Below are 22,997 nucleotides of genomic sequence, written 5' to 3'. Positions count from 1 at the left end.
GCGACCTTGGGCAGGTGCCGTCCGGATGCGACGTCAACTGTCCAAGGTCGCAGGCGATCCGGGCGGAGGGTCAGGAGGCGGGTGGGGTGAAGACGCCGATGTGGTTTCCCGTCGGGTCGATCAGGTTGGCGAAGGTGAGCCCGCTCGGGGCCGTGGTCAGCGGCACCAGCACCCGGCCGCCGGCCGCCTCGGCCCGCCGGCAGGTGTCGGCCACGTCGGCCACCTGCACGTAGAAGATCGCGTAGTTCGGGGTGCCGTCTGTCGCGCGGATCGCACCGCCGATCCCGCCGCCCGTGCCGCCCTCGGTCACCCGGTAAGACCTGCCCGGCGCACCCTGCTCCTCGAAGGTCCAGCCGAACAGCTCGCCGTAGAAGCGTTCCGCCTCCTCGGGGCGGTCGCTGCCGATCTCGAACCAGTTCACGACGTTGGTCGTGGTCATGTCTGCCTCCCGTACGTCGCGCCGGCCGGTCGACCGGCGCTGTCCACGGTCAGCCTCGACCCGCACCGCGACACCGTCCTGTCGGTGTTTCCCCCGCAGTTTCGCGAACCGGACGGAGCCCGGCGGGAGATTCCGCGGATTCAGGCCAGGGAGACGTGAATTCAGGCCAGGGAGAGTTGGCGGACCACCTGCTGCGGGATGTCCAGGTCGTCGGGGCGCAGCTCCCGGGTGACCGGCTCGGGCAGCGCGGTCACCGTGACGATCCGGTCGGTCCGGAAGGCCCTCGGGCCGTCGCGCAGCCGGCACCAGGCCAGCAGATACCAGTGCCAGGGGTTGCCGAGGAAGCCCAGCGGCTCGACGACCCGCTCGGTGGCGACGCCGGCCCGGTCGGCGTACCCGATGCGCAGGACCCGACGGGCGATGACCGCACCGGCGACGGCGGCCGGGACGGGCTCGGCCGGCCCACCACCGACGAGGTGCACCCGCCCGGCCAGCCGGCGGGCCTCGGCGGCGTCGGCCGGCGGCAGCACCGCGAGCAGCTTGCGCAACGCCGAAGCGCCCGCCTCGGCGAACGGGCCGCCGCCGAGGCGGTGCAGCGCGACGGCCATCGCCACCGCCTCGACGGCGGTGAGGTTGACCGGTGGCAGCGTGTGCGCACGGTCGACGACATACCCGCCGGTGCGGCCCGGCTCGGCCCAGATCGGCACGCCGGCCTGCTGCAACGCGCCGATGTCGCGCTCGATGGTGCGCGCGCTGACCTCGAAGCGCTGCGCGAGCCAGCGTGCACTGCGCGGCCGGGGCGAGACCGCCCGCAGCTCCTCCACCAGGGCGTAGAGACGGTCCGTCCGGTTCACACCCGGACGCTAGCCTCCGGGTACGACAGGGCGGGTCAGGCGATGCAGGCGCAGACGATCAAGGCGGCCCCGAAATGGGTGGCCGCGCTGACCCGGGCCGCCGGGTGCGGCTCGTCGGCGCAGATGATCGCGCCCAGCCGGCCCGGGGTGAGCAGGTCGAGCGCGAAGAACGCCAGCGCCATGATCAGCAGGCCGACCAGCCCGAAGACCGTCGTCGAGGCCAGCCCCTTGGCGAAGTCGTCGTAGCTGGTGAAGATCGCGGTGAACACGATCGCGGCGATGCCGAGCTGGTTGGCGGCGAGCAGCAACGCGGCGTTGCCGTTGCGCTGCACCCAGATGAGATCCCGGAGCTTGCCGGGGGTGAGCACGTCGACCAGGCCGAAGCCGGCCGCCATCAGCACGACACCGACGATTCCGTAGACGACGCTCTGCATCGCTCCGGTGAGCAGGTCCTCCAGCACCGACTGCCTCCCACAGGGGGTGCCGGTCAGGGGATGCCGGCACGTGGTGGCACACGATAGCGGCAGGCCGCAACCAGGTCAGAGGGAGAGGTAGCGTTGCCGCTCGTAGGGGGTGACCTCACGGCGGTACTGCTCCCACTCGGCGCGCTTGTTGCGGAGGAAGAAGTCGAAGACGTGCTCACCGAGCACCTCGGCGACCAGCTCGGAGCCGGACATCACGTCGATCGCCTCGGCCAGGTTCTCCGGCAGGGCCTCGTACCCCATCGCCTTGCGCTCGGCGCTGGACAGCGACCAGACGTCGTCCTCGGCGCCCGGCGGCAGCTCGTAGCCCTCCTCGATGCCCTTGAGCCCGGCGCCGAGCATGACCGCGAAGGCGAGGTACGGGTTGGTCGCCGAGTCCAGCGAGCGCACCTCCACCCGGGCCGAGTTCGGCTTGCCGTAGGCGGGGACGCGGACCAGCGCGGAACGGTTGAGGTGACCCCAGCAGACGTACGCCGGGCTCTCGGTGATCCGGTCCGGCAGCGCCAGCGGGAAGAGCCGCTTGTAGGAGTTGACCCACTGGTTGGTCACCGCGGTGTACTCCCGGGCGTGCATCAGCAGGCCCGCGATGAAGGACTTCGCCACTTTGGAGAGTTTCATCGGGTCTTCGGCGTCGTGGAACGCGTTGCGCTCCCCCTCGAACAGCGACAGGTGGGTGTGCATGCCGCTGCCGGGCTGGTCGGTGAAGGGCTTCGGCATGAAGCTGGCCTGCACGCCGGTGGAGAGCGCCACCTCCTTCACCACGTGCCGGAAGGTCATGATGTTGTCGGCGGTGGTCAGCGCGTCGGCGTAGCGCAGGTCGATCTCCTGCTGGCCGGGGGCGACCTCGTGGTGGCTGAACTCGACCGAGATGCCGATGCGCTCCAGGGCGAGCACCGCCTGCCGGCGGAAGTCCCGGGCCACCGCGTGGGTGGTGTGCTCGAAGTAGCCGCCGGTGTCCACCGGGAGCGGCACCGAGCCGTCCTGCGGGCCGTTCTCCAGCAGGAAGAACTCGATCTCGGGATGGGTGTAGAAGGTGAAGCCCTTGTCCGCCGCCCGGGACAGCGCCCGGCGCAGCACGTGCCGGGGGTCGGCCCAGGACGGGCTGCCGTCGGGCAGGAGGACGTCGCAGAACATCCGGGCGCTCTCGCCGCTGACCCCGCCCTCGAAGGGGAAGACCTGGAAGGTGGTCGGGTCGGGCATGGCCACCATGTCGGACTCGAAGACCCGGGCGAAGCCCTCGATCGCCGAGCCGTCGAAGCCGATCCCCTCCTCGAAGGCGGCCTCCAGCTCGGCGGGCGCGACGGAGACGCTCTTGAGCGTGCCGAGCACGTCGGTGAACCACAACCGGACGAACCGGATGTCCCGCTCTTCCAGCGTACGGAGGACGAACTCCTGCTGACGGTCCACTGCCACCCCTCGCACGTCGCACGCCCGCCGCCGGAACACCCCGGGACGGCCTGACCGACCAGTCTCCACCGGCCTCGTTACGCCGACGTTACGCGACCGCCGCCCGGCCATCCGCCGGACCTCCACCGGCTCCGAGCGGGCCGCCCGCCGCGCCCGCCCCGGCCGGCTGGGGCAAGATGAGGACATGCCCACCCTGCGCCTCGCTCTCGCCCAGGTCAACCCGACGGTCGGCGATCTCGCCGGCAACGCCGAGCTGGTCCGCCGGTGGACCCGCCGGGCGGCGGACGCCGGTGCCCGGCTGGTCGCCTTCCCGGAGATGGTGCTGACCGGCTACCCGGTCGAGGACCTGGTCTTCCGTCGCTCGTTCGTGGCCGCGTCCCGGTCGGCGCTGCACTCTCTCGCCGCCGACCTGGCCGCCGACGGCCTCGCTGACCTGCCGGTCGTGGTCGGCTACCTGGACGCCGACGGACCGCCGCAGGTCAGCGTCGATGCCGAGCCGGGCCGGGGGGCGCGCAACGCGGCGGCGGTGCTGCACGGCGGCACCGTGGTGGCCACCTACTTCAAGCACCACCTGCCCAACTACGGCGTCTTCGACGAGGACCGCTACTTCGTCCCCGGCGACACGCTGACCGTGGTGCGGGTCGACGGCGTGGACGTCGCGCTGACCATCTGCGAGGACCTCTGGCAGGTCGGTGGGCCGTTCGCGGTGGCCCGGCAGGCCGGGGTGGGGCTGGTGGTCACCATCAACGGCTCGCCGTACGAGCTGAACAAGGACGACATCCGACTCCCGCTGGTCGGCCGCCGGGCCGTCGAGGCCGGAGCCGCCATCGCGTACGTCAACATGGTCGGCGGCCAGGACGAGCTGGTCTTCGAGGGCGACTCGATGGTGGTGGCCGCCGACGGCACGCTGCTCGCCCGCGCCCCACAGTTCGTCGAGCACCTGATGGTGCACGACCTGGACCTGCCGGCCGCCCCGGAGTCCGGCACCCCGGATTCCGGGGAGCTGGCCGACGGGATGCGGATCAGCCGCACCCGGATCAGCGAGGCCGGGGCCGCACCGGCCGGACCGCCGGCCGCCGGGGGATCGTCGAGCCGGTCGCCGACGAGGCCGAGGTGTGGCAGGCCCTGGTGCTGGGGCTGCGCGACTACGTCGACAAGAACCGGTTCCCCTCGGTGGTGCTCGGCCTCTCCGGCGGCATCGACTCGGCGGTGGTGGCGGCCCTCGCGGTCGACGCGCTCGGCCCCGAGCGGGTGATCGGGGTCTCCCTGCCCAGCCAGCACTCCTCCGAGCACTCCCGGGAGGACGCGGCGGAGCTGGCCAAGCGGACCGGACTGGACTACCGCGTCGAGCCGATCCAGCCGATGGTGGACACCTTCCTGGCGAACATGTCGCTGTCCGGCGTCAGCGTGGAGAACCTCCAGGCCCGGGTCCGGGGGGTGATCCTGATGGCGCTGTCGAACCAGGAGGGGCACCTCGTCCTCACCACTGGCAACAAGAGCGAGCTGGCGGTCGGCTACTCCACCCTGTACGGCGACTCGGTCGGCGGCTACAACCCGGTCAAGGACGTCTGGAAGACGCTGGTCTGGCGACTGGCGAAATGGCGCAACGCCGACGCGGCCAGCCGGGGCGAGACGCCGCCGATCCCGGAGAACTCGATCGGCAAGCCGCCGAGCGCCGAGCTGAGCCCCGGCCAGCTCGACAGCGACACCCTGCCCGACTACCCGGTGCTCGACCCGATCCTGATCGGTTACGTCGACGGCGACCTGGGCCGGGACGGGCTGGTCGAGGCGGGTCACGACGCGGCGGTGATCGACCGGGTGCTGCGGATGGTGGATACCGCCGAGTACAAGCGCCGGCAGTCCGCCCCGGGCACGAAGATCTCCATGAAGGCGTTCGGCCGGGATCGGCGGCTGCCGATCACCAACCGGTGGCGCGAGCACGGCTGAGGCACCGCGCCCACCGGCTGTGAATTCCTCCACTGCGCTCTGCCGGGCCGCCCTCGGGCGGTGCGACGATGCGGGTGACCCGGGGACCGCGAGGGCGGCCTCGAGGCGAGAGGAGCGGACATGTCCGATGTAGTGAGCGGTGCCGTGCCCACCGGGCCGGCCGGCGGGACGTCGGCGGACCCGCCGGCCGAGGTGACGGCGCTCTACGGCGGGCCGGCGACCCGGCGGGTACGCACCCGGGACCTGCTCGCCGCCAAGGAGCGCGGCGAGCGGTGGCCGATGCTGACCGCGTACGACCAGTACACCGCCGCGATCTTCGACCAGGCGGGCATTCCGGTGCTGCTGGTCGGCGACTCGGCGGCGAACAACGTCTTCGGGCACGAGACGACGCTGCCGGTGACCGTCGAGGAGATGCTGTCCCTGGTCCGGGCGGTGGTCCGGGCCACCCGGCACACCCTGGTCGTGGCCGACCTGCCCTTCGGCTCGTACGAGGAGGGGCCGACGCAGGCGCTGCGCACGGCGGTGCGGTTCATGAAGGAGGGCGGCTGCCACGCGGTCAAGCTGGAGGGCGGCCGGCGCTACGCCCCGCAGATCGAGGCGATCACCGGGGCGGGGATCCCGGTGATGGCGCACGTCGGCTTCACCCCGCAGCGGGAGCACGTCATCGGCGGGTACCGGGTGCAGGGACGCGGCGAGGCCGCCGAGGAGGTGCTGGCCGACGCGCAGGCGGTGGCCGGGGCGGGAGCCTTCGCGGTGGTGCTGGAGATGGTGCCCGGCGAGGTCGCCAAGCGGGTGACCGGTGCGCTGACCATCCCGACCGTCGGCATCGGCGCCGGCCCGGACACCGACGCTCAGGTGCTGGTCTGGCAGGACATGGCCGGCCTGCGCACCGGTAGGGCCCCCCGCTTCGTCAAGCGCTACGCCGACCTGGCCGGCGCGCTGACCGACGCGACGCGCCGCTTCGCCGACGAGGTCCGTGCCGGCGAGTTCCCGGCCGCCGAGCACACGTTCTGAGGCCGCTGTCGGGCCGGGTGCCGCCCGGCCCGACACCGTCCGTCGACGACGCGGCCGTCGCGGTGACGGTGGTCGACGGCCACAATCGGCGGATGGGCGACTTCGGGATCCCGGGCTACCGGGCGCGGTGGCTGACCGGGCGGACGGCCGTGGCGACCGCGCACGGGTCACGGCTGGCCGGGTTGACCGGCCGTACGCTGACCCGGGCCTGGCTGGCCTGGGACCTGGCCGACGACTCCTGGTGGGCCGACTGCCCGGTGCTGCTGGACTTCGCCGGTGAACAGGTCGAGGTCAACCACTGGAAGTTCGACGAGATCGCGATCTCCTGGAACACCGTCGACCCGGCGCGCGACGTCCGGTGGCTCGGCATGGGGGACGCCCCGATCGCCTGGCGTCCGGAGCCGCTACCCGGGCTGGCCGGCCTGGTCGGCCGGCCGCTGGTCGGGGTCGAGCTGCTGGAGTGGCACGGCGCCCCGGACGACCTGGCCAACGGGACCGTGGCGCTCGGGTTCGACTTCGGTGACACGGTGCTGGTCGTCTTCAACGCCCTCGACGAGAACGGCCTCTCCGTCGGCCCGCTGCCGCCCGGCTACCGGCGTCACCGGCTCACAGGTCGGTGACCCGGATGCCGGCGTGCGCCTTGTAGCGCTTGTTGATGGCGATCAGGTTGGCGGTGAACGCCTCGATCTGGTGCGCGTTGCGCAACCGGCCGGCGTAGATGCCGCGCATACCGGGGATCCGGGCGGCCAGCGCGGCGACCACCGCGGCGGCGTCCCGGTCCTCGGTGCAGATGAGCACGTCGAGCTGAATCCGGTCGATCTCCGGGTCGGCCAGCAGGGGCGCGCTGACGTGGTTGAACGCGGCGCACACCCGGGAGTCGGGCAGCAGGGCGGCGGCCTGCTGGACGGCGCTGCCCTCCTCGACGGTCAGCGCGTACGGGCCCTGCTTGTCGAAGCCGAGCGGGTTGACGCAGTCGACGACGATCTTGCCGGCGAGCGGCTCGGCCAGGGCGGTGACGGTGGCGGCGTGCCCGTCCCACGGCACCGCCACGATCACGACGTCGCCGCGTCGGGCCACCTCCTCGTTGCCGGCCCCGGTGACGCTGGCGTCAGCGGCCACCCCGGGCAGCGAGGCGATCTCCCGCGCGGCCTCCTCGGCGCGCCCGGCGGACCGGGAGCCGATCAGCACGGTCTGCCCGGCCCGGGCGAACCGGTAGGCGAGCCCCCGTCCCTGGTCACCGGTGCCACCGATGATGCCCACGGTCAGCCCGGACACATCGGGCAGCGCGCTCGCGTCGTATGCCATGCGCTCATCCTCGCAAACGGCCGTCGGGCCGGCAGCGCCGCCGGTGGTGAGAAACCCCGCAGCGGGTCGGCCCGCCGGGGCTGCTCCGCCCCGGTCAGGCGCGGGCGAAGGCCACCCGGCGGGTGGTCGGATCGGCGGTGACCAGGCGGACGGTGACCCGCTCCCCCAGCGGCAGCTCGCCGGTGCAGCGGGCCCGCACCGGCGGCGAGTCCAACGCCACCGTCCCGCCGGGCTGACGGCCCGGCCGGCTGGTGGTGGCGTCCACGTCCAGCACCGCCGCCTCGAACGTCTCCCCCACCCGGTCGGCGAGCAGCACCGCCTCGGCCAGTTCGACGGCGCCCCGGGTGGCCGCCGAGGCGGTCCGGTCGGTGGTCGCCATCGTCTCCGGCAGTCGCGGCAGCGCCGCACGCGCCCACTCCGGCACCGGCCGGTCCTCGTGGAGGGCGAGGCAGACCTCGGTGGCGTACCGGTCGGCGAGGCGCCGCAACGGTGCGGTGACGTGCGCGTACGCGGCGGCCACCCCGCCGTGTCCCGCCTCGGCCGGCACCTCTGCGTCGAAGGCCGTGTACGCGGCCCCGCGCATCAGTTCGGCGGCCTGGTCGACGAAGGCCGCCGCCCGGGGCCGGGCCGGGTCGAGCCGGGCGATCACCTCGCCGACGGACATGCCCTCCGGCCAGTCCACGCCGAGCGGAGCGGCGGCGGCGCGCAGCCGGGCCACCGCCTCCGGTCTCGCGGCGGGCATCGTCCGCAGCAGCCCGATCCGGCCGGCGAGCATGAGGTCGGCGGCGGCCATCCCGGTCAGCAGCGAGATCTGGGCGTTGTGGTCCTCCATCGGCACCGGCCCGCGCAGCACCAGCCGCCAGCCGTCGCCGTCGGGTTCGACGTCCTGCTCGGGCAGGGGCAGGTTGACCGCCCCGCGCCGCAGTCCCCGCGCGGTCAGCAGGGCACCCAGTTCGGGCAGGAGGGCGATCGGCTCGGCCAGCCGCCCGGCGTCGGCGTCGGCCTGCACGCCCCGGTAGTCGAGCTTGGCGCGACTACGCACCCGGGCCCGTTCCAGGTGCACGCCGACGGTGGCCGCGTCGGCGTCCAGGTCGATGGTCCAGAGCACGGCCGCCCGGTCGACGTCGGGCAGCAGGCTCGCCGCGCCCTCGCTGAGCGTCTCCGGGTGCAGCGGTACGTTGCCGTCGGGCAGGTAGACCGTCTGCCCCCGCCGCCAGGTCTCCGCCTCCAACGCCCCACCGGGGCGGACGTGGGTGGCGACGTCGGCGATGGCGTACCGCACCCGGTAGCCGCCACCCGGTCGCCGGGTCAGGCACATCGCCTGGTCCAGGTCCCGGGAGGTGGCCGGGTCGAGGGTGACCAGTGGGACGTCGGTCCGGTCGGCGAACGCCGGCAGGGGGCGCGCCGCCGCCTCGTCCGCCTCCCGCTGCGCCTCGGGTGGGAACCGGTCGGGCAGCCCCAGTTCCCGCCGGAGCGCGCCGAAGTCGATGCGGGGTGCCAGTACGCGTCGGATGACCACGGGACCAATCCTGGCAGCGCGGCAGCGGTTCCGCTCGGGAGGAATCGCCGCCGGTCCGGCCGGCGCGGCGGCCGGTGCCGGTGCGCGTACGCCGGAGGAACCCCGACGCGGGTCAGTCGGCCGGGCTGGCCTTCCGGGCGCGGGCCGGGGCGCTGCGGGTCGCGGGCTTGACCGTCGAACGGCCCGCGACCACCTTCCGGCCGGCGGCCTTGCCGGCCGAAGTGGTCCGCTTCGTGGTGGCGGTCGACGTGCTGGTCCGGGCCTCCCGCCGGGCAGCGGCCGAGGTGGCGGCGGTCCGGGCCGGAGCCTGCTTCGCCACCGACGCGGTGCCCGCCGGCCGGCGGGAGGTGGCCTTCTTGCGGATCGGGGCCTCGGTGGACGTGGTCGCCTTCCGGACCGCCGGACGGGTCGCCGTCGTCGCCTTCCGCGTCGCCGTGGCGGTCTTCCGCGCCGCGGTGGTCGCCTTCCGGGCGGCTGCCGTCGTCTTCGCGGCGGCGGACCGGGCGGCCGTCGTGTTCCGGACGGCTGCCGGAGCCTTCGTCGCCGTCGTCGAGGCGGTTCGTTTCGCGGTGGTCGCCTTCCGGCCCGTCTCAGCGGCGCGGTCGCCCGCGCCCGCGGCGGTCCGCTTCGCCGCGCCCACGGCGGCCCGCTTCGCCGTCGTCGTGGTCCGCTTCGCCGCACCGGCGGCGGTCCGCTTCGCGCCCGTCGCGGTCCCCTTCGCGGTCGTCGTGGTCCCCTTCGCGGTCGTCGTGGTCCCCTTCGCGGTCGTCGTGGTCCCCTTCGCGGTCGTCGTGGTCCCCTTCGCGGTCGTCGTGGTCCCCTTCGCGGTCGTCGTGGTCCGCTTCGCCGCGCCCGTGGCGGCCCGCGTCGCGGTCGTGGTGGTCTTCGGGGCGGCCGGGGCAGCCTTCGTCGTGCCCGTGGCGGGTGCCTGCCGGGCAACCGGGCCGGTCCGCCGGGCGGTGGTGGCACTGGTCGCCGTCACCCCACCCGCCGGGCCCCGGTGGGCCGCCGTGGTGGACTTACGGACCGGGGTGGTCCTGCTGGCGCCGGTGTTCCGCTCCGCCGCGGCGGTCTTCTTCGCGGTGGTACGGGTGGCGGCCGGGCGGGTGGTGGCCTTGCGTGCGTCGGCCATGTCGTCTCCCTCCTCGGGGACATGCGCTCCCGGGGCTCCGTCCGGAGCCCGGGGTTCCTCGACGCGGGGTGTCCCGCGTCGTTCATCTGTCCTCCCCGGCCCAACGGGCGTCCTCCGCCTCCCACACCTCGTTCCGCTCCTGCACCCTCTCCAGGGCGCTCTGGGCGTCGGCGGTCGAAGGGTACGGACCGAGCACGAACTTCGCCGGGCACTTGTCGGCCTCGGTCTCGACCCGGTGGTGTCGCAGGCACCAGTAGTAGCTTCCGCGTCCGCTGTCACTCATGGGATCACTGTGCACCCGGACACGACCGGCCGCCACCGGATCATGCGCAGCCGCCGATGTCATCCACAGTAGACGTGCTCCGGCCGGCCCGGGGCCGAATCGACGAAGAACGCCGACGGGGTGCCCCGAACGGGCACACCACGGTCTCCTAACAGACGCCGCCAGCCGGAGCCATCCGCCGGACGGCATGTTGTCCCTGGTCAGTGGGGCACTCCCGGCCGGCTGGTCGAACGGTTGGACCGTTGCCGTGGTGCGCTGGCCCAGGCGATGTGAAACCCTCGTTGCAACGTTCCAAAGACGTGGTGCCGACCGGGGTCGACCGTCCCCGGCACCGTACCTGCCGGCGGCAGCGCCGTCCCGCTGACTGGGGGAAGCCCGTGGCGAACCTTGACGTCGCCCTGAAGAACGCGATGCAGATCGAGGGGGCCATCGGTGTCGCGGTGGTGGACTACACCAGCGGCATGACGCTCGGCGTCGCGGGGGGCACCGCCGAACTGGACCTGACGGTCGCCGCCGCCGGCAACACCGACGTGGTCCGCGCCAAGATGCGCACCATCGAGATGCTCAAGCTCAACGACGAGATCGAGGACATCCTCATCACGCTCGGCACGCAGTACCACGTGATCCGACCGTTGACCGGTCGCCACGGCAAGGGTCTCTTCCTCTACCTGATGCTGAGCAAGAGCCGCGCCAACCTGGCCCTCGCCCGGCACCAGCTGCGCACCATCGAGGAGAACCTGGAGTTGTGAGCGCCCTCGTCCCGGGTGAGACGGCCCTGCCCCGGCGGGTCCGGCAGGCCGGCACCCTGCCGCCGCCGGAACGTCACCTCCCGTCGCTGGCCGGAAACCGGTCCCTGCCGTACGCGGCGATCGACACCGAGCTGGCCGAGCTGCGGCTCCAGGTCCCGGGCGTGACCGGTTGCGTCCTGGGTGGGGTCGACGGCCTGCTCATCACCCACACCATGCCCGACGGGTCGAGCCCCGACGACCTGGCCGCGCTCGCCGCCAGCACCTTCGGCCTCGGCCGGCAGGTCGGCCTCAGCCTCGGGCAGGGTCCGTTCCGGCAGTCCACCGTCCGCAACGCCACCGGCTACCTGAGCGTCTACGCGGTGAACGGCCAGGCGCTGCTCGCCGTGGTCGGCGAGGACACGGTCAACGTGGCCCGGCTGCACCTGCACGCCCCCGGCGTGGCCGAGCGCCTCGCCGACCTGCTGACCGGCGCCTGACCCCACGGCGATCTCCACGTCCCGGCCCACCACCCCAGGAGCCGCTCCGGGCGGACCCGGCCGGCCGCCACGCCGGGCCGTCACCGCACGCTCGTCGCAGGCGAATCCGCTTCCGCCCGCGACGGCTGGCCGTGACGGCCGGCTCCGGGGTGGTTACGCCCTCGGCAGACCGGACGCGCATGCCGACCGCCACCGGCCGATGATGGGACGGAAGCCCGGTGGCGGCTCCGGGCCCGGTCCCGGAGGTGCGGCACGATGACGGTGATTGGCGAGGTACGCCATCCGGCGGACTGGCGTGGCGACCAGATGACCCGCGACCGCGGATGGCGGCTGATCCTGACCGAGGCGCACCGTGCCGAACTTCTCGCCGCGGTCGACACCGTGGCGACGGCCGGCGTACCCCTCGGTGAGGTCTCCCCCCGGGTCTTCCCACTACCGACGCTCGGGCCCCCGCTGGCGGGGCTGGCCGCCGAGGTGACCGAGGGTCGCGGCTTCGCCCTGGTCACCGGGGCGCCGGTCACCGGCCTGACCGAGCACCGGTGCGAGATCCTGGCGCTGGGTGTCGCCAGCCACGTCGGCACCGTCGTGCCCCAGGGACCGCAGCGGGTGCCCGTGCTGCACGTACGCGACGAGGGCGCCGACCCGGCCCACCCGACGACCCGCAGCTACCAACACCGCCAGCGGCTCGGCTTCCACGCCGACCCGACCGACGTCGTGGCGCTGCTCTGCGTCCGGCCTGCGCGCTCCGGCGGGCTCAGCACCATCGTCAGCTCGGTGGCCGTACACAACGAGATCGTGCGTACCCGTCCAGACCTGGCGGACCTGCTCTACCAGCCGTGGTGGCACGACCGCCGCACCGGCGACGGCCCGGAGAGCTTCCACCAGCAGCCGATCTACCAGCGGGACGACGCGGGCGGGCTGGTCGCCAGCTACGGTCCGGACTACATCCGGTCCGCCCAGCGTGGCGCGCACGTACCGCCGCTGAGGCCGGCCCAGGTCGAGGCGATGGCGGTGCTCGACCAGCTCACCAACGACCCCCGCCTCACGCTCACCATGGACCTGCGCCCCGGTGACATGCAGTTCCTCAACAACCGGGTGGTGCTGCACAGCCGCACCGCGTACGAGGACCACCCCGATCCCGCACTGCGGCGGGACCTGATCCGGCTCTGGCTGAGCACGGGCCGGGCCGGCAGGATCGCGGTATGACGAAACGAGGACGACCGCCACCGTGCAGCCGGCCAGGGCGAGCCACTGCCCCGCGCCGCCCGCCTCGGCGAGCAGCACGACGTTCACCGCGAACACGTACGCCCACCAGGACGCGAGCAGGAGCACGCTCGCGACGATGCTGGTCGGCCGACGCAGCGGCCCGCGCGCACCGGTCGACAGGCGGGGGTGCGACGGATCGCCGGTCATCGCCGGATCCGATGGTCCGGGTCGGTTCTCGTCATCGGTGTGCTCATCCGCACCTACGGTCGCATACCCGATCTCTGCAGGCATCACGAACACGTCCCCCGCGCTCGCCGGACGAGTCCCGTAGATCCAGGACAACGCACCCGGCGGTCGCCGGGCGGGATCAGGCGACAAGCAGGCGGAGGCCAAGCTCTGCGGCGTCGAGATCGACGAGTTCACGGTTGCGTTCCGCCCACCGGCCCGAGGCGAGGTCGTCACGAAGGCCGTCCACTGCCCGCTGCTCGGCCTCCGGCCCGACTCTGGCCCAGACAGACATGCCGCGACGGACGTTCTCGTCCAGGTATGCCTCGGGGCGGCGCCAGTAGGCCTCGAAGAAGCCGTCAGCGCAGTCCCACGGAACGGGCACCGGCTCCGTGCGGGCTCCGATCGCGTCGGCCAGCTCGGTCAGCGGAGGCCGGTCGACCACGAGGTCCGCGGCCTCAGGCAGGTAGTCGCGCGTGAGCCAGAACCGACGGAGCCATCCGGCGTCACTCGTGTCGTGCGTGAACACCACCACCCGGCGGGCAACGCGCCGCATCTCGCGGAGGCCCGCGATCGGGTCCCGCCAGTGATGAACGGTCGCGAAGGCCATCGCGGCGTCGAAGGACCGGTCGTCGAACGGCAGGCTTTCGGCAGAGCCCACCAGGCAGGGTGCTGCCCCTGGTCCGCGCTGCGAACGCATCAGCGCCGACGGTTCCACCGCGAGGACGTAGCGGTCGGTGGGCTCGTAGGAGCCGGTGCCGGCCCCGACATTCAACACCGTCCGCGCATCGCCGAGCGCAGCCCAGGTCCTTGCGGCGATTCGCGGCTCGGTGCACCGCGTCACGGTGTACGTGGCTCCGATGGTGTCGTACAGCTGCGCGCCGGACATGTCGCTCCCTCTCTGGCCGTCGTGAGCCCTGCACCGCGCAGGTGGCCTGGTGTCCCTACCCTGTTCGCCCTGGCGTCCCCCGGCCCGCCCCACAGCGCCCGGCGGCGGACCCGTGGAGACGACGAAGGACCCGGCCTCTATGGTGGACCAATGGCGTCGGTCAGGCAGGTCCAGATCACCTTCGACTGCGCAGACCCCGAGCGCGTCGCTCGTTTCTGGTGCGAGGTGTTGGGGTACGTCGTACCGCCGCCACCGCAGGGCTTCGCCACCTGGGACGACTACGATCGCACGCTGCCGCCGGGGCGGCAGGGTTCGTCCTTCGCGTGCATGGATCCCTCAGGCGTCGGCCCGCGACTGTTCTTCCAGCGCGTTCCGGAAGGCAAGGTCGTCAAGAACCGGCTGCATCTCGACGTGCGGGTCGGCACCGGGCTCGTGGGTGAGGAGCGCGTGGCCGCACTCGAGGCCGAATGCGCACGACTCGTCGCGCTCGGCGCGGTCCGCGTGCGGCTACTGCTCGCCGACGACGAGAACGAGTCGTGCCTCGTGATGCAGGACGTCGAGGGCAACGAGTTCTGTCTCGACTGAGTGGCCGCCGCCGGGCCCGAGATCTCCCCCTGCCGCAGCCCACACCCCGCGCGCCGAGGTCGACTGTCGGCCAGTACGGCCGGACCAGGCCACCGCCGATGGGGCATCGGCGGCCCGCCAGCACCCGCCCCCAACGTCACATTCGGCATCAAGGAAGCCGCGTTCCGCCGACCCGACGCCGACGAGATCGTTGCCCGACTCGCTTCCGGGTTACGGACGCCATCGTCGGCGTTCTCGGAGAACGCGCCCGCGCCGGCCTACGGGTCGATCTCTTGGGCACCCCGGGCCTCCGCGACGCGCATAGAGGATCATGTCGGGCATCAGGCAGGACGCCAGTGCCGGCGGAGGCGGTCGTGGCGGTCTTCGCCGATCAGCCGGCCAGCTTCTCGAAGAGCTCGTTCGGCGTGTCGTAGTACCTCGTCGTCCGGCCGAAGTGCGTCATGCCGAGCCGCCGGCAGACGGCCTGGGAGGCACGGTTGTGCGGGTGCGTGACCGCGATGGCCCTCGTCAGACCCCGGCTGAACGCGTCGTCCAGGACCGCCGCCGCTGCCTCGGTGGCGTAGCCGTGCCCCCATGCGTCCGGATGCAGGTGCCAGCCGACCTCGACATCGGTCGGCCCGCCGGCCGGCTCCCCGGCCGACAGGGGAACCGGCTTGAGCAGAAGGTTTCCCACCAGCCGGCCGTCCGCCGCCGTGGTGATGGCCCAGATCCCGTGGATCGGATCGTCGATGGCGCGTCGGCGTGCGATCGAGGCGAGAGCATCCTCGCGGTCTTTCATGATCGTGGGCCGCGCGCCCAAGAATCGCACGACCTCCCAGCACGACTCGAGATCCAGAAGGAAGTCGGCGTCCTCATCGCGCCAGGGGCGCAACAGGAGTCGGTCGCTCGCGATGGTGCGCATGCGACCTAACCTAGCCAGCACCGAGCAACCCGCCTCAAGGGCGGGCCGCAAGCGGCCCGCCGCCGTGTCGCGCCGGGGCGCGCATGCGGCCTGGCGGCCGGTCACGCCCCGGCGCACGGCGCAGCAGGAGCTAGAACCGACCACCGCCCGACCGCGGCCCCGAGAATGCCCCGCAAGGCACGAGCGGCAAGCCCCAAGCATGGGGGCGATGTCCGCCGTGCCCGAGCAGACGACCCCCACGCCAGCCGCTACCGCAGTCCAGCTCAGGTCAAAACCGGCACCTGGGAAGGGGGTGGTGGCCGCCGTGGTCGGGCCGATCGCCCAGGAGCCGGCCCCGCAGCCGGTCGCGGTCAGGTCAAGTACGCCGCTGTGGCGGTGTCCGCCGGGGGCAGGGTCCGCGACACGAGAGCCTACTACTGGATCTGTGGGTGAGGGCTGCGTACGGCGCGCCGCTCAGCCAAGGCCGCACAAGACCACACCGCAACTCATAGATCGACGCTGATTCGGTCCGTCCAAGATCAGGACGTCTCCAGGCCGTCAGGCCGTCGCCAGGCCGTCAGGCCGTCGCCAGGCCGTCAGGCCGTCGCCAGGCCGTCAGGCCGTCGCCAGGCCGTCAGGCCGTCGCCAGGCCGTCAGGCCGTCGCCAGGCCGTCAAACGCCGGCCAAAGTTGACCAAGAACGACCATCGACACCCGAACATAAAACCAGCTCAGAGCCTTGATCAAGGCTCTGAGCTGGTGGGCGACGGACGAGTCGACCTGTACGCCGGATTCTGTGCGCGCCGCGTACCCCTGGGGGTCCGCGACGGCGGCGGCCATCCATCTCGGCCTGCCGTCGCCGGCAGGCTCCTGCGGCCTACCCGCAGACATCGGGCGGGCCGCCCTCAAGCGTCTGCGCAGGCTGCCGTCCTCGCGGTCGGCGGCCCTTCTTGGCCTTGCTCCGGGTGGGGTTTACCGAGCCATCCCGGTCACCCGGGATGCTGGTGGGCTCTTACCCCACCGTTTCACCCTTACCGCGCCCGATGGGCGCGGCGGTCTGTTTTCTGTGGCACTGTCCCGCGGGTCACCCCGGGTTGCCGTTAACAACCACCCTGCCCTGTGGAGTCCGGACGTTCCTCGGCGGCGGGCACCCGGCCCGCCGACGCGACCGCCCGGTCGACTCGTCCGTCGCGCTCTCATCCTAACGATGCGGCGTTGCCGGATATTGCCGGCCTGCTCCACCGGGGCGAACCGGTCGGACCGGACGGGCGGGACGTACCCGGCGGCAGCGCCCACGGCACCCGTCAGCGGGACGGGCCGGCTTCGGCGGCGCGGAGGAGGGGCACCCCGTCGACCTCCCGCCAGGGTCGGTAGTGCTCGGCGAGGATCCGTCCGACCTGCCCGGTGCGGTCGACCCGCGCCGGGTCGTGGTTGAGCACCACCACCCGGGGGCGGTCCGCCCCGTCGAGCATGGCCCGCAGCCGGGGCAGCGCGTCCGGGATCTTCTCGATCGGTTTGCCCCACAGGTACGGGTAGTCGGTGCGCCGCCCGGCGAGGAAGTAGATGTCCGCCTGGGAGACCAGCACGAAGATCTCGTCCTCGGGCCGGGTGCCGGCGCGGATCGCCGCCGCGATCCGGGCGTCACGCCGGGCCGCCTCGGCGTACGGGACGGCCCGCTGGCGTTGCGTGGGGGTGGCCGGGAGCAGCGCCGCCAGCCAGGCGACCTGCGGTAGCAGGACGGCTCCGAAGGCAACGGTGCGCAGGGCGGAGCGGTGCGCGCCGACGGTGGTGACGGCGACGGCGGCGAGCACGGCCAGCGGGGGCAGGAGCTGGACCCAGTAGTGCGGCCAGTACGAGCCGCCCAGGTTGACGCCGACCAGGCCACCGGCGAGCCAGGCGGCCACGGTGATGGTGGCCGGCCGCTGCCGGCGTACCGACCAGAGGCCGACGCCGGCCGCGACGCCGAGGGCGGCGAGTTCCGGCGCGGCCGTGCCGAGGCTGCGCAGCAGGGCGGTCGCACGGTCGTCGGCCCCGGTGTCCGGGCCGCCGAGCGCGGCAAGCTGGTAGCCGGCGAGGGCGTGCCAGTACCGCGGGCCGCCGACCGTCCAGCCGTGCCATGCGCAGAGCCCGACTGGCAGGGCGGCCCCGGCCAGGAGGACGGCGTACCCGCGCAGGTGGCGCCCGGTGGTCGCCGCGAGGACGGCCAGGGCGGCGGTGAGGCCGTCGAGCCCGGAGGGTTTCATGGTGACCGCTCCCCCGGCGGCGATGCCGGCGACGACCAGCCAGGCCGGGGTGCGGCGCCGCCGCCAGAGCAGCGCGGCGGTGACCGCGAGGGTGGCCGGGACGCTGGCGAGCAGTTCGCCGTTGAGGGTGAAACCCTCGATCCGGGGTGCCACGCCCACGACCGCGTAGAGCGCCGCCGCGATCGCGCCGGTGCGCCGGCCGGCGAGCAGCCAGCCGGTCACCCCGACCAGCACGGTGATCAGCGCACCGGCGGCCACCGCGCCGCCCCGGATGGCACCGCCGTCGTGGTCGAGCGCGAGCAGCATCCGGTACGTCAGCAGCAGTCCCTGCGGCCGGTCGAGCCAGGCCTGGCGGTACAGCGGCACTCCCCGGGACCATTCCCGGGCGACGTGGGCGTACCCGCCCTCGTCCATGGAGAGCCCGGTGCGGACGAACGGAAGGCGGAGCAGGGCGGCGAGAACGGCGCAGGCCAGGATGGCACCGGCGGCACGGCGGGTCTCCCGTGGTCGGGGCTGGGCCATGTGCGGCTCTTCCCGTTTCCCGGGCGCGCAAGCACGGCCGGCGTCGACCGGCCGGCTGTCCCCGGCGGAGGCCCGGGTGAGGCCCCGCAGCCCCGGGGACGTGGGCGGGGGGCTGCGGGGTGCGCCCGGGTGCCGTCCTGGGTAGCCTCGGTTCGCCATGGATGTCTACGACGTCGCGTTGCTGCTCGTCGCCGGTCTCGCCGCGGGCACGGTCAACGCGGTGGCCGGCGGGGGTTCGCTGATCACCTTCCCCGCGTTGATCGCGGTGGGCCTGCCGCCGGTGGCGGCGAACGTGAGCAACTCGGTGGCCGTGTGCCCCGGCTACCTGGCGAGCGTGGCGGGGAGTTGGCGGGACCTGCCGCCCCGGCGCACGGTGGTGGCGCTGCTGCCCACCGCCGTGCTCGGTACGACGATCGGGGCGCTCCTGCTGCTGAACACGCCGGCCCGGGCGTTCGAGCTGGTCGTACCGTTCCTGGTGCTCGGGGCGACGGCGGTGCTGGCGTTCCAGGATCCGCTGCGCCGGCTGGTGGGCCATCCGCGTGACCTGGGTACGCGCCGCCGGGTGGTCACGCTCCAGACGATGGTCCTGCTCGGCACGGTGTACGGGGGCTACTTCGGTGCCGCGCTCGGGGTGATGCTGATCGCCGGGCTGGCCCTGGTGCTGGACGAGACACTGGCCCGGGTGTCGGCGTCGAAGAACCTGCTCTCGGCGGTGGTCGGGCTGACCACGGTGGGGATCTTCGCCGCCTTCGGGCCGCTGGACTGGGCTGCGGTGGCGGTGGTCGCCCCGGCGACGCTGGTCGGCGGGTACGCGGGCGCGCGGCTGGTGCGCCGGCTGCCACCGGTGGTGTTGAAGTCCCTGATCGTGGTCTTCGGCACGGTGATCGGCGGCTACCTGCTCTACCGCGCGCTCCGCTGAGCCGCCCGCGCCGGCCGGGCCGGTGCACGCGGGGCCGGTGCGCGGGCGGGGCGGTCAGGCGCGGACCAGGGTCGCCGGGCAGATCCCTCGCCGGGTGCTGGCGATGCCCTCGGAACGGAACTGGCCGTACCAGCGGTCCATCCGGTCCAGCGCCGGTTCGTCGGCGCGGGTGACGCTCAGCCGGCGGGCCGGGCCGACCAGGGTGAAGACCCGGTCGGCGGCGTGCAGCCGCAGCACGCCGTCGTCGGTCCAGAGCACCGGGCCGGACTCGACCGCCTCGACCAACGTGCGCCAGTCGGCGTCGGCGGCGGTCACCGTGAGCCGGCCACCGCCCCGCGGCCGGCTTCACGTTGGTGACCAGCGTGATCTGCTCGCCCTCCGTACGGCCCGGACGCTCCTGCACGAACACGTGGTACCGGGAGCCGGAGATCACGTAGTACCTCGACCCGTCCCGGCCGTCGCGCTCCTCCACCCGGAGGCCGGCGGCCAGGTCGGCGGCGACGTCGCCCCGGTCGACCGTGCCCACCCAGGGGAAGTTCCCGGCCCAGGACAGGACGACGGAGTAGCGCTCCAGGCCGACCGGGTCGAACAACCCCGGGTCGCTGGTCCGGCTGTGCTCCTCGACCCACTCCGACGGGATCCCCAGCGTCACCGGTCCACTCGCAGGAAGCGCAGCTCCGCCAGGAGGTTGTCGAGGTCACCGCCGTCGCCGTGCCGGGCCCAGTACCCGGTCAACAGCTCGGCGGCCTCCTTGCGCAGCTCGTCGGTGTCCGAGGCGGAGATCGCGGCCGTACCGTGCGCCAGGACCGACTTGTTCCGCGCCCTCGTTCGCTCCTGGAGCCGCTGCAACCGGCCCAGGTCCGGCGTCCCGGACGCGTCGGTGAAGCCGGCGGTGGCCATCATGTCGTCCGCCTCGGCGACCAGGAGCTGCGCCGCCGCGAAGAGCGTCATCTTCGCCGGTGGCCCCTGGGTCAGGCCGCTGCCCAACGCCCGGCCGAGTTCCTGGTAGCGGCGTCTCACCCGGTCGGGCGCGTCGATCAGGCCGTAGTCGCAGTTGTCCGGGTCGAAGCCGGGGTACCGCGCCCGCAGGCGGCTGGTCAGGCACGCCTCGATGGTGCGGTAGAAGAGCAGCGCGGCGAAGTCGTGCCGGCTCACCTGCTGGTAGTGCCGGCCCAGCAGGTAGAAGCAGACCACGAAGGCGGTCGGCTCGCCGGCGGCCAACCGCTCGGCGAAGGCGAGCTGAGCGTGCAACGTCCCGGTCAACGCCGGTGACACCTCGCGCTGTACGGCCGGCAGGCTGTCGCGCACCCCGGCCACCGCCGCCGGCAGGGCGGGCAGGTCCAGGTCGCACCAGGTGCGGTAGAGCTCGGCGACGGACCGCATCAGCCGCGCCCGCCCGGGCACGGCCACCCGCTCGCAGATCTCCGCGTAGCGCTGCCGGGCCGCCTCGTACGCCCCGGACCGGAAGGTCTCCAACGCCCGCTGCATCTCCTGGTCACCGAAGAGCGTGGTCGGGTTGTCCAGCGTGATCAGGCGGTCCTCGCCGGGCAGCGGTTTGCGGGTGACCGGGTCGTAGCGGTTCTCCACGTACGTCATGCGCAGGTTGAGCTGCCACGCTGCCAGGGCCGCCGCCGCGCTCATCACCTTCCGTCCGCCGGTGATGTCGATGACCGCGTCCCGGCCGTCCCGCCCGCCGAGCCACTTGGAGATCTTGGCGTACATGTCGAGCGGGTCACTCGGGTCGACGGTCTCGTGCTGGAAGGTCTCGAAGTCGAGCTTGCCGCTCATCACCAGGTGCCCGCCGATGAGGTTGACGCTCTCCGCCGCGTCCTTGGAGCGCAGCACCAGCAGCCGACGCGGCTGGAGCAGCTCGGAGGCCAGCACGGTGGGGGTGGCGGCGAATCCGCAGAGGCTGATCAGCAGGTCGACCCGGCGGGTCGGCAGGACGCTCGCCGCGCGGGCCCGCCGGACGGCCTCGTCGAGGAGGTGGTCCAAATAGAACCGGGTGGCCTGGAGCGCGGCACTGCCCTCGCCGTAGCGCTCGTCACCGCGTTGGATCCGGGCCATCTGCGCCGCGCGGTCTACAAAGGACGTGCCCATGGAGGCACCCTACCCACCCCCGGGTGCCCGGCCCAGTACCGAACGCCGGAATGCGCCGGGGTGGATGCAGGGGCCCCCTGTTACCGCTTTTTGCGTAGCAGGGGGCCCCTGCAGACACCTCAGGCGACGGGTTCCGGAGCGGCGTCGGCGTCGGCGTTCGGGCCGGGGCTGACGCGGGGGTCGCCCTCGTCGGCGAAGTAGTCGTCGGGTGTGGTGCCGTCGGTGCCCTCGGCCACCTTGGCGGCCCGTAGCAGGAGCGTGCCGAGGGCGGCGACGAGCAGGTTGGCCAGCACCGCCACCATGCCGACATAGATCGTCTTCTTGGTGTCGAAGCCGAACTCGGCCAGCGGGAAGGCCGAGCCGCCGAAGTGCTTCCGACCGGTCGCCGCGTTGGGGATCTGGTAGAGCATCCACATCCCGAGCCCCATGCCGACGGCCCAGCCGGCGATCAGCGCGCCCCGGTGGAACCAGCGGGTGTAGAGGCCGAGCGCCACGGCGGGCAGTGTCTGGAGGATGATCACGCCGCCGATGAGTTGCAGGTCGATGGAGAACTGCGGGTCGAGGAAGACGATGCAGGCGACCGCGCCGACCTTCACCACGAGGGAAGTGATCTTGGAGACGTGCGCCTCCTGCGCCGGGCTGGCGTCCCGCTTCAGGTACTCCTTGTAGATGTTGCGGGTGAACAGGTTGGCTGCCGCGATCGACATGATCGCCGCCGGCACCAGGGCGCCGATGCCGATGGCCGCGTACGCCACGCCGGCGAACCAGTCCGGGAACGCCTGGTCGAACAGGACCGGCACGACGGTGTTGCTGTCGACCGTGCCCTCCTTCGCGCCGGGCAGCGGCTTCACCCCGGCGGCGATGGCCATGTAGCCGAGCAGCGCGATCAGCCCGAGCAGCAGGCTGTACGCGGGCAGCGCGGACATGTTCCGCTTGATCACGTTCCGGTTCCGGCTGGCCAGCACGCCGGTGATGCTGTGCGGGTAGAGGAACAGCGCCAGCGCCGAGCCGAACGCCAGGGTGACGTACTGGAGCTGGTTGTTGGCATTGAGCAGGATGCCGTCGTTCGGGTTCTCCGAGGCGGCGAACTTCGCGTCCGCCGCGTCGAAGATCTCCCCCCAGCCGCCCAGTTTGTAGGGCAGGTAGAGCACCGCCACCAGGATGACGACGTAGATGAGGGTGTCCTTGACGAACGCGATCAGGGCGGGTGCCCGCAGCCCGGACTGGTAGGTGTAGGCGGCGAGGATGGCGAACGCCACGATGATCGGCAGGTGCCGGGCCAGCGCGCTCTCCCCGCTCACGCCCATCGTCTTGAGCACCGCCTCGATGCCGACCAGTTGCAGCGCGATGTACGGCATGGTGGCGACGATCCCGGTGATCGCGACGAGCAGGGCCAGCACCGGTGAGTCGAAGCGCTTGCGGACGAAGTCGGCCGGGGTGACGAAGCCGTGCCGGTGCGACACCGACCAGAGCCGGACCAGCACCAGGAACACCATCGGGTAGATGACGATGGTGTACGGCACGGCGAAGAACCCGGCCGCACCGGCGCCGAAGATCAGCGCCGGCACCGCGACGAAGGTGTACGCCGTGTAGAGGTCACCGCCGACCAGGAACCAGGTGATCCAGCCGCCGAAGCTGCGCCCGCCCAGCCCCCACTCGTCCAGGTGGGCCATGTCCTTCGGTGCCCGCCACCGGGCCGCGACGAAGCCCATCGCGCTGACCAGCAGGAACAGCAGCGAGAAGACGATGATCTCGGTGAGGTGGTCACGCCACATCACGGCACCACCTTCGTTCGCGGCCGCGGGGCTCGCAGGACCGGCTC

General features: G+C 73.0%; 20 protein-coding genes, 1 other RNA gene and 2 pseudogenes. 8 read left to right on the top strand and 15 right to left on the bottom strand.

Annotation, left to right across the window (positions count from 1 at the left end):
* Nucleotides 1–70 precede the first annotated feature (70 nt).
* The 4 genes from GA0074694_RS17230 to glnA form a co-directional block, all read right to left on the bottom strand.
* Nucleotides 71–439: a VOC family protein gene (locus tag GA0074694_RS17230; RefSeq protein WP_091463334.1), complete on the bottom strand. Its 369-nt coding sequence runs from the start codon at nucleotides 437–439 to the stop codon at nucleotides 71–73.
* A 161-nt stretch (nucleotides 440–600) separates the two neighbouring features.
* Nucleotides 601–1,293 carry a helix-turn-helix transcriptional regulator gene (locus GA0074694_RS17225; RefSeq protein WP_091459658.1) on the bottom strand — a complete coding sequence of 231 codons (693 nt, stop codon included), beginning with the start codon at nucleotides 1,291–1,293 and terminating at the stop codon, nucleotides 601–603.
* Nucleotides 1,294–1,328: 35 nt separating this feature from the next.
* Nucleotides 1,329–1,754, bottom strand: a complete 426-nt coding sequence (locus tag GA0074694_RS17220; RefSeq protein WP_091459657.1) for a DUF350 domain-containing protein — start codon at nucleotides 1,752–1,754, stop codon at nucleotides 1,329–1,331.
* A gap of 78 nt (nucleotides 1,755–1,832) precedes the next feature.
* A complete protein-coding gene (gene glnA / locus GA0074694_RS17215) occupies nucleotides 1,833–3,182 on the bottom strand; it encodes a type I glutamate--ammonia ligase (protein ID WP_091459656.1) in 1,350 nt (449 codons plus the stop codon).
* A gap of 184 nt (nucleotides 3,183–3,366) precedes the next feature.
* Here glnA and GA0074694_RS17210 point away from each other — a divergent pair.
* From GA0074694_RS17210 to GA0074694_RS17200, 3 genes and pseudogenes are all read left to right on the top strand, one after another.
* Nucleotides 3,367–5,129: pseudogene (locus tag GA0074694_RS17210) on the top strand (NAD+ synthase).
* A 120-nt stretch (nucleotides 5,130–5,249) separates the two neighbouring features.
* Nucleotides 5,250–6,143 carry a 3-methyl-2-oxobutanoate hydroxymethyltransferase gene (gene panB / locus GA0074694_RS17205; RefSeq protein WP_091459655.1) on the top strand — a complete coding sequence of 298 codons (894 nt, stop codon included), beginning with the start codon at nucleotides 5,250–5,252 and terminating at the stop codon, nucleotides 6,141–6,143.
* Between the two features lie 92 nt (nucleotides 6,144–6,235).
* Nucleotides 6,236–6,763 carry a hypothetical protein gene (locus tag GA0074694_RS17200; protein ID WP_091463333.1) on the top strand — a complete coding sequence of 176 codons (528 nt, stop codon included), beginning with the start codon at nucleotides 6,236–6,238 and terminating at the stop codon, nucleotides 6,761–6,763.
* Here the strand turns inward: GA0074694_RS17200 and npdG are convergent.
* From npdG to GA0074694_RS17180, 4 genes are all read right to left on the bottom strand, one after another.
* Nucleotides 6,750–7,448 carry an NADPH-dependent F420 reductase gene (npdG, locus tag GA0074694_RS17195; RefSeq protein ID WP_091459654.1) on the bottom strand — a complete coding sequence of 233 codons (699 nt, stop codon included), beginning with the start codon at nucleotides 7,446–7,448 and terminating at the stop codon, nucleotides 6,750–6,752. The two genes, GA0074694_RS17200 and npdG, sit on opposite strands and share 14 nt — an antisense overlap.
* 94 nt (nucleotides 7,449–7,542) lie before the next feature.
* Nucleotides 7,543–8,967: an RNB domain-containing ribonuclease gene (locus GA0074694_RS17190; RefSeq protein ID WP_091459653.1), complete on the bottom strand. Its 1,425-nt coding sequence runs from the start codon at nucleotides 8,965–8,967 to the stop codon at nucleotides 7,543–7,545.
* A gap of 112 nt (nucleotides 8,968–9,079) precedes the next feature.
* On the bottom strand, nucleotides 9,080–10,099 hold the full coding sequence (locus GA0074694_RS17185; RefSeq protein WP_091459652.1) for a hypothetical protein: 1,020 nt from the start codon (nucleotides 10,097–10,099) through the stop codon (nucleotides 9,080–9,082).
* A gap of 82 nt (nucleotides 10,100–10,181) precedes the next feature.
* The gene (locus GA0074694_RS17180; RefSeq protein WP_245714779.1) at nucleotides 10,182–10,382 is read right to left on the bottom strand and encodes a hypothetical protein; all 201 of its coding nucleotides are present in this window, start codon (nucleotides 10,380–10,382) and stop codon (nucleotides 10,182–10,184) included.
* A gap of 377 nt (nucleotides 10,383–10,759) precedes the next feature.
* On the opposite strand from GA0074694_RS17180, the gene GA0074694_RS17175 reads away from it, so the two are divergent.
* The 3 genes from GA0074694_RS17175 (at nucleotide 10,760) to GA0074694_RS17165 (ending at nucleotide 12,813) form a co-directional block, all read left to right on the top strand.
* Nucleotides 10,760–11,131 carry a hypothetical protein gene (locus tag GA0074694_RS17175; RefSeq protein WP_091463332.1) on the top strand — a complete coding sequence of 124 codons (372 nt, stop codon included), beginning with the start codon at nucleotides 10,760–10,762 and terminating at the stop codon, nucleotides 11,129–11,131.
* On the top strand, nucleotides 11,128–11,607 hold the full coding sequence (locus GA0074694_RS17170) for a roadblock/LC7 domain-containing protein (RefSeq protein ID WP_245714778.1): 480 nt from the start codon (nucleotides 11,128–11,130) through the stop codon (nucleotides 11,605–11,607). Before GA0074694_RS17175 ends, GA0074694_RS17170 begins: the two co-directional genes overlap by 4 nt.
* A gap of 255 nt (nucleotides 11,608–11,862) precedes the next feature.
* Nucleotides 11,863–12,813 (top strand): TauD/TfdA family dioxygenase, encoded by a 951-nt coding sequence (locus GA0074694_RS17165; protein ID WP_091459650.1) that lies wholly within the window; start codon nucleotides 11,863–11,865, stop codon nucleotides 12,811–12,813.
* Nucleotides 12,814–13,180: 367 nt separating this feature from the next.
* On the opposite strand, the pseudogene GA0074694_RS17160 reads toward GA0074694_RS17165, so the two are convergent.
* Nucleotides 13,181–13,921: pseudogene (locus GA0074694_RS17160) on the bottom strand (class I SAM-dependent methyltransferase); the annotation flags it as partial.
* A gap of 156 nt (nucleotides 13,922–14,077) precedes the next feature.
* On the opposite strand from GA0074694_RS17160, the gene GA0074694_RS17155 reads away from it, so the two are divergent.
* Nucleotides 14,078–14,512, top strand: a complete 435-nt coding sequence (locus tag GA0074694_RS17155) for a VOC family protein (protein WP_091459648.1) — start codon at nucleotides 14,078–14,080, stop codon at nucleotides 14,510–14,512.
* 370 nt (nucleotides 14,513–14,882) lie between these two features.
* On the opposite strand, the gene GA0074694_RS17145 is transcribed toward GA0074694_RS17155, so the two are convergent.
* The 3 genes from GA0074694_RS17145 to GA0074694_RS17135 form a co-directional block, all read right to left on the bottom strand.
* Nucleotides 14,883–15,413 (bottom strand): GNAT family N-acetyltransferase, encoded by a 531-nt coding sequence (locus tag GA0074694_RS17145; protein WP_091459647.1) that lies wholly within the window; start codon nucleotides 15,411–15,413, stop codon nucleotides 14,883–14,885.
* A gap of 745 nt (nucleotides 15,414–16,158) precedes the next feature.
* Nucleotides 16,159–16,575, bottom strand: an RNA gene (gene rnpB / locus GA0074694_RS17140) — RNase P RNA component class A.
* Between the two features lie 120 nt (nucleotides 16,576–16,695).
* Nucleotides 16,696–18,156, bottom strand: coding sequence for a hypothetical protein (locus tag GA0074694_RS17135; protein WP_091459646.1), 1,461 nt, complete (start codon nucleotides 18,154–18,156; stop codon nucleotides 16,696–16,698).
* A 157-nt stretch (nucleotides 18,157–18,313) separates the two neighbouring features.
* On the opposite strand from GA0074694_RS17135, the gene GA0074694_RS17130 reads away from it, so the two are divergent.
* Nucleotides 18,314–19,075, top strand: a complete 762-nt coding sequence (locus tag GA0074694_RS17130; RefSeq protein WP_091459645.1) for a sulfite exporter TauE/SafE family protein — start codon at nucleotides 18,314–18,316, stop codon at nucleotides 19,073–19,075.
* Between the two features lie 54 nt (nucleotides 19,076–19,129).
* On the opposite strand, the gene GA0074694_RS17125 is transcribed toward GA0074694_RS17130, so the two are convergent.
* From GA0074694_RS17125 to mctP, 3 genes are all read right to left on the bottom strand, one after another.
* Nucleotides 19,130–19,390: a hypothetical protein gene (locus GA0074694_RS17125; RefSeq protein WP_091459644.1), complete on the bottom strand. Its 261-nt coding sequence runs from the start codon at nucleotides 19,388–19,390 to the stop codon at nucleotides 19,130–19,132.
* A 333-nt stretch (nucleotides 19,391–19,723) separates the two neighbouring features.
* Nucleotides 19,724–21,175 carry a TIGR02710 family CRISPR-associated CARF protein gene (locus GA0074694_RS17120; RefSeq protein WP_091459643.1) on the bottom strand — a complete coding sequence of 484 codons (1,452 nt, stop codon included), beginning with the start codon at nucleotides 21,173–21,175 and terminating at the stop codon, nucleotides 19,724–19,726.
* A 119-nt stretch (nucleotides 21,176–21,294) separates the two neighbouring features.
* Nucleotides 21,295–22,950 (bottom strand): monocarboxylate uptake permease MctP, encoded by a 1,656-nt coding sequence (gene mctP, locus GA0074694_RS17115; protein ID WP_091459642.1) that lies wholly within the window; start codon nucleotides 22,948–22,950, stop codon nucleotides 21,295–21,297.
* Nucleotides 22,951–22,997 lie beyond the last annotated feature (47 nt).

Source organism: Micromonospora inyonensis (assembly GCF_900091415.1).
Taxonomy (GTDB): Bacteria; Actinomycetota; Actinomycetes; order Mycobacteriales; family Micromonosporaceae; genus Micromonospora; species Micromonospora inyonensis.
The sequence above is the reverse complement of the archived record's forward strand: the minus strand, read 5'-3'. Positions and strand labels throughout refer to the sequence as shown.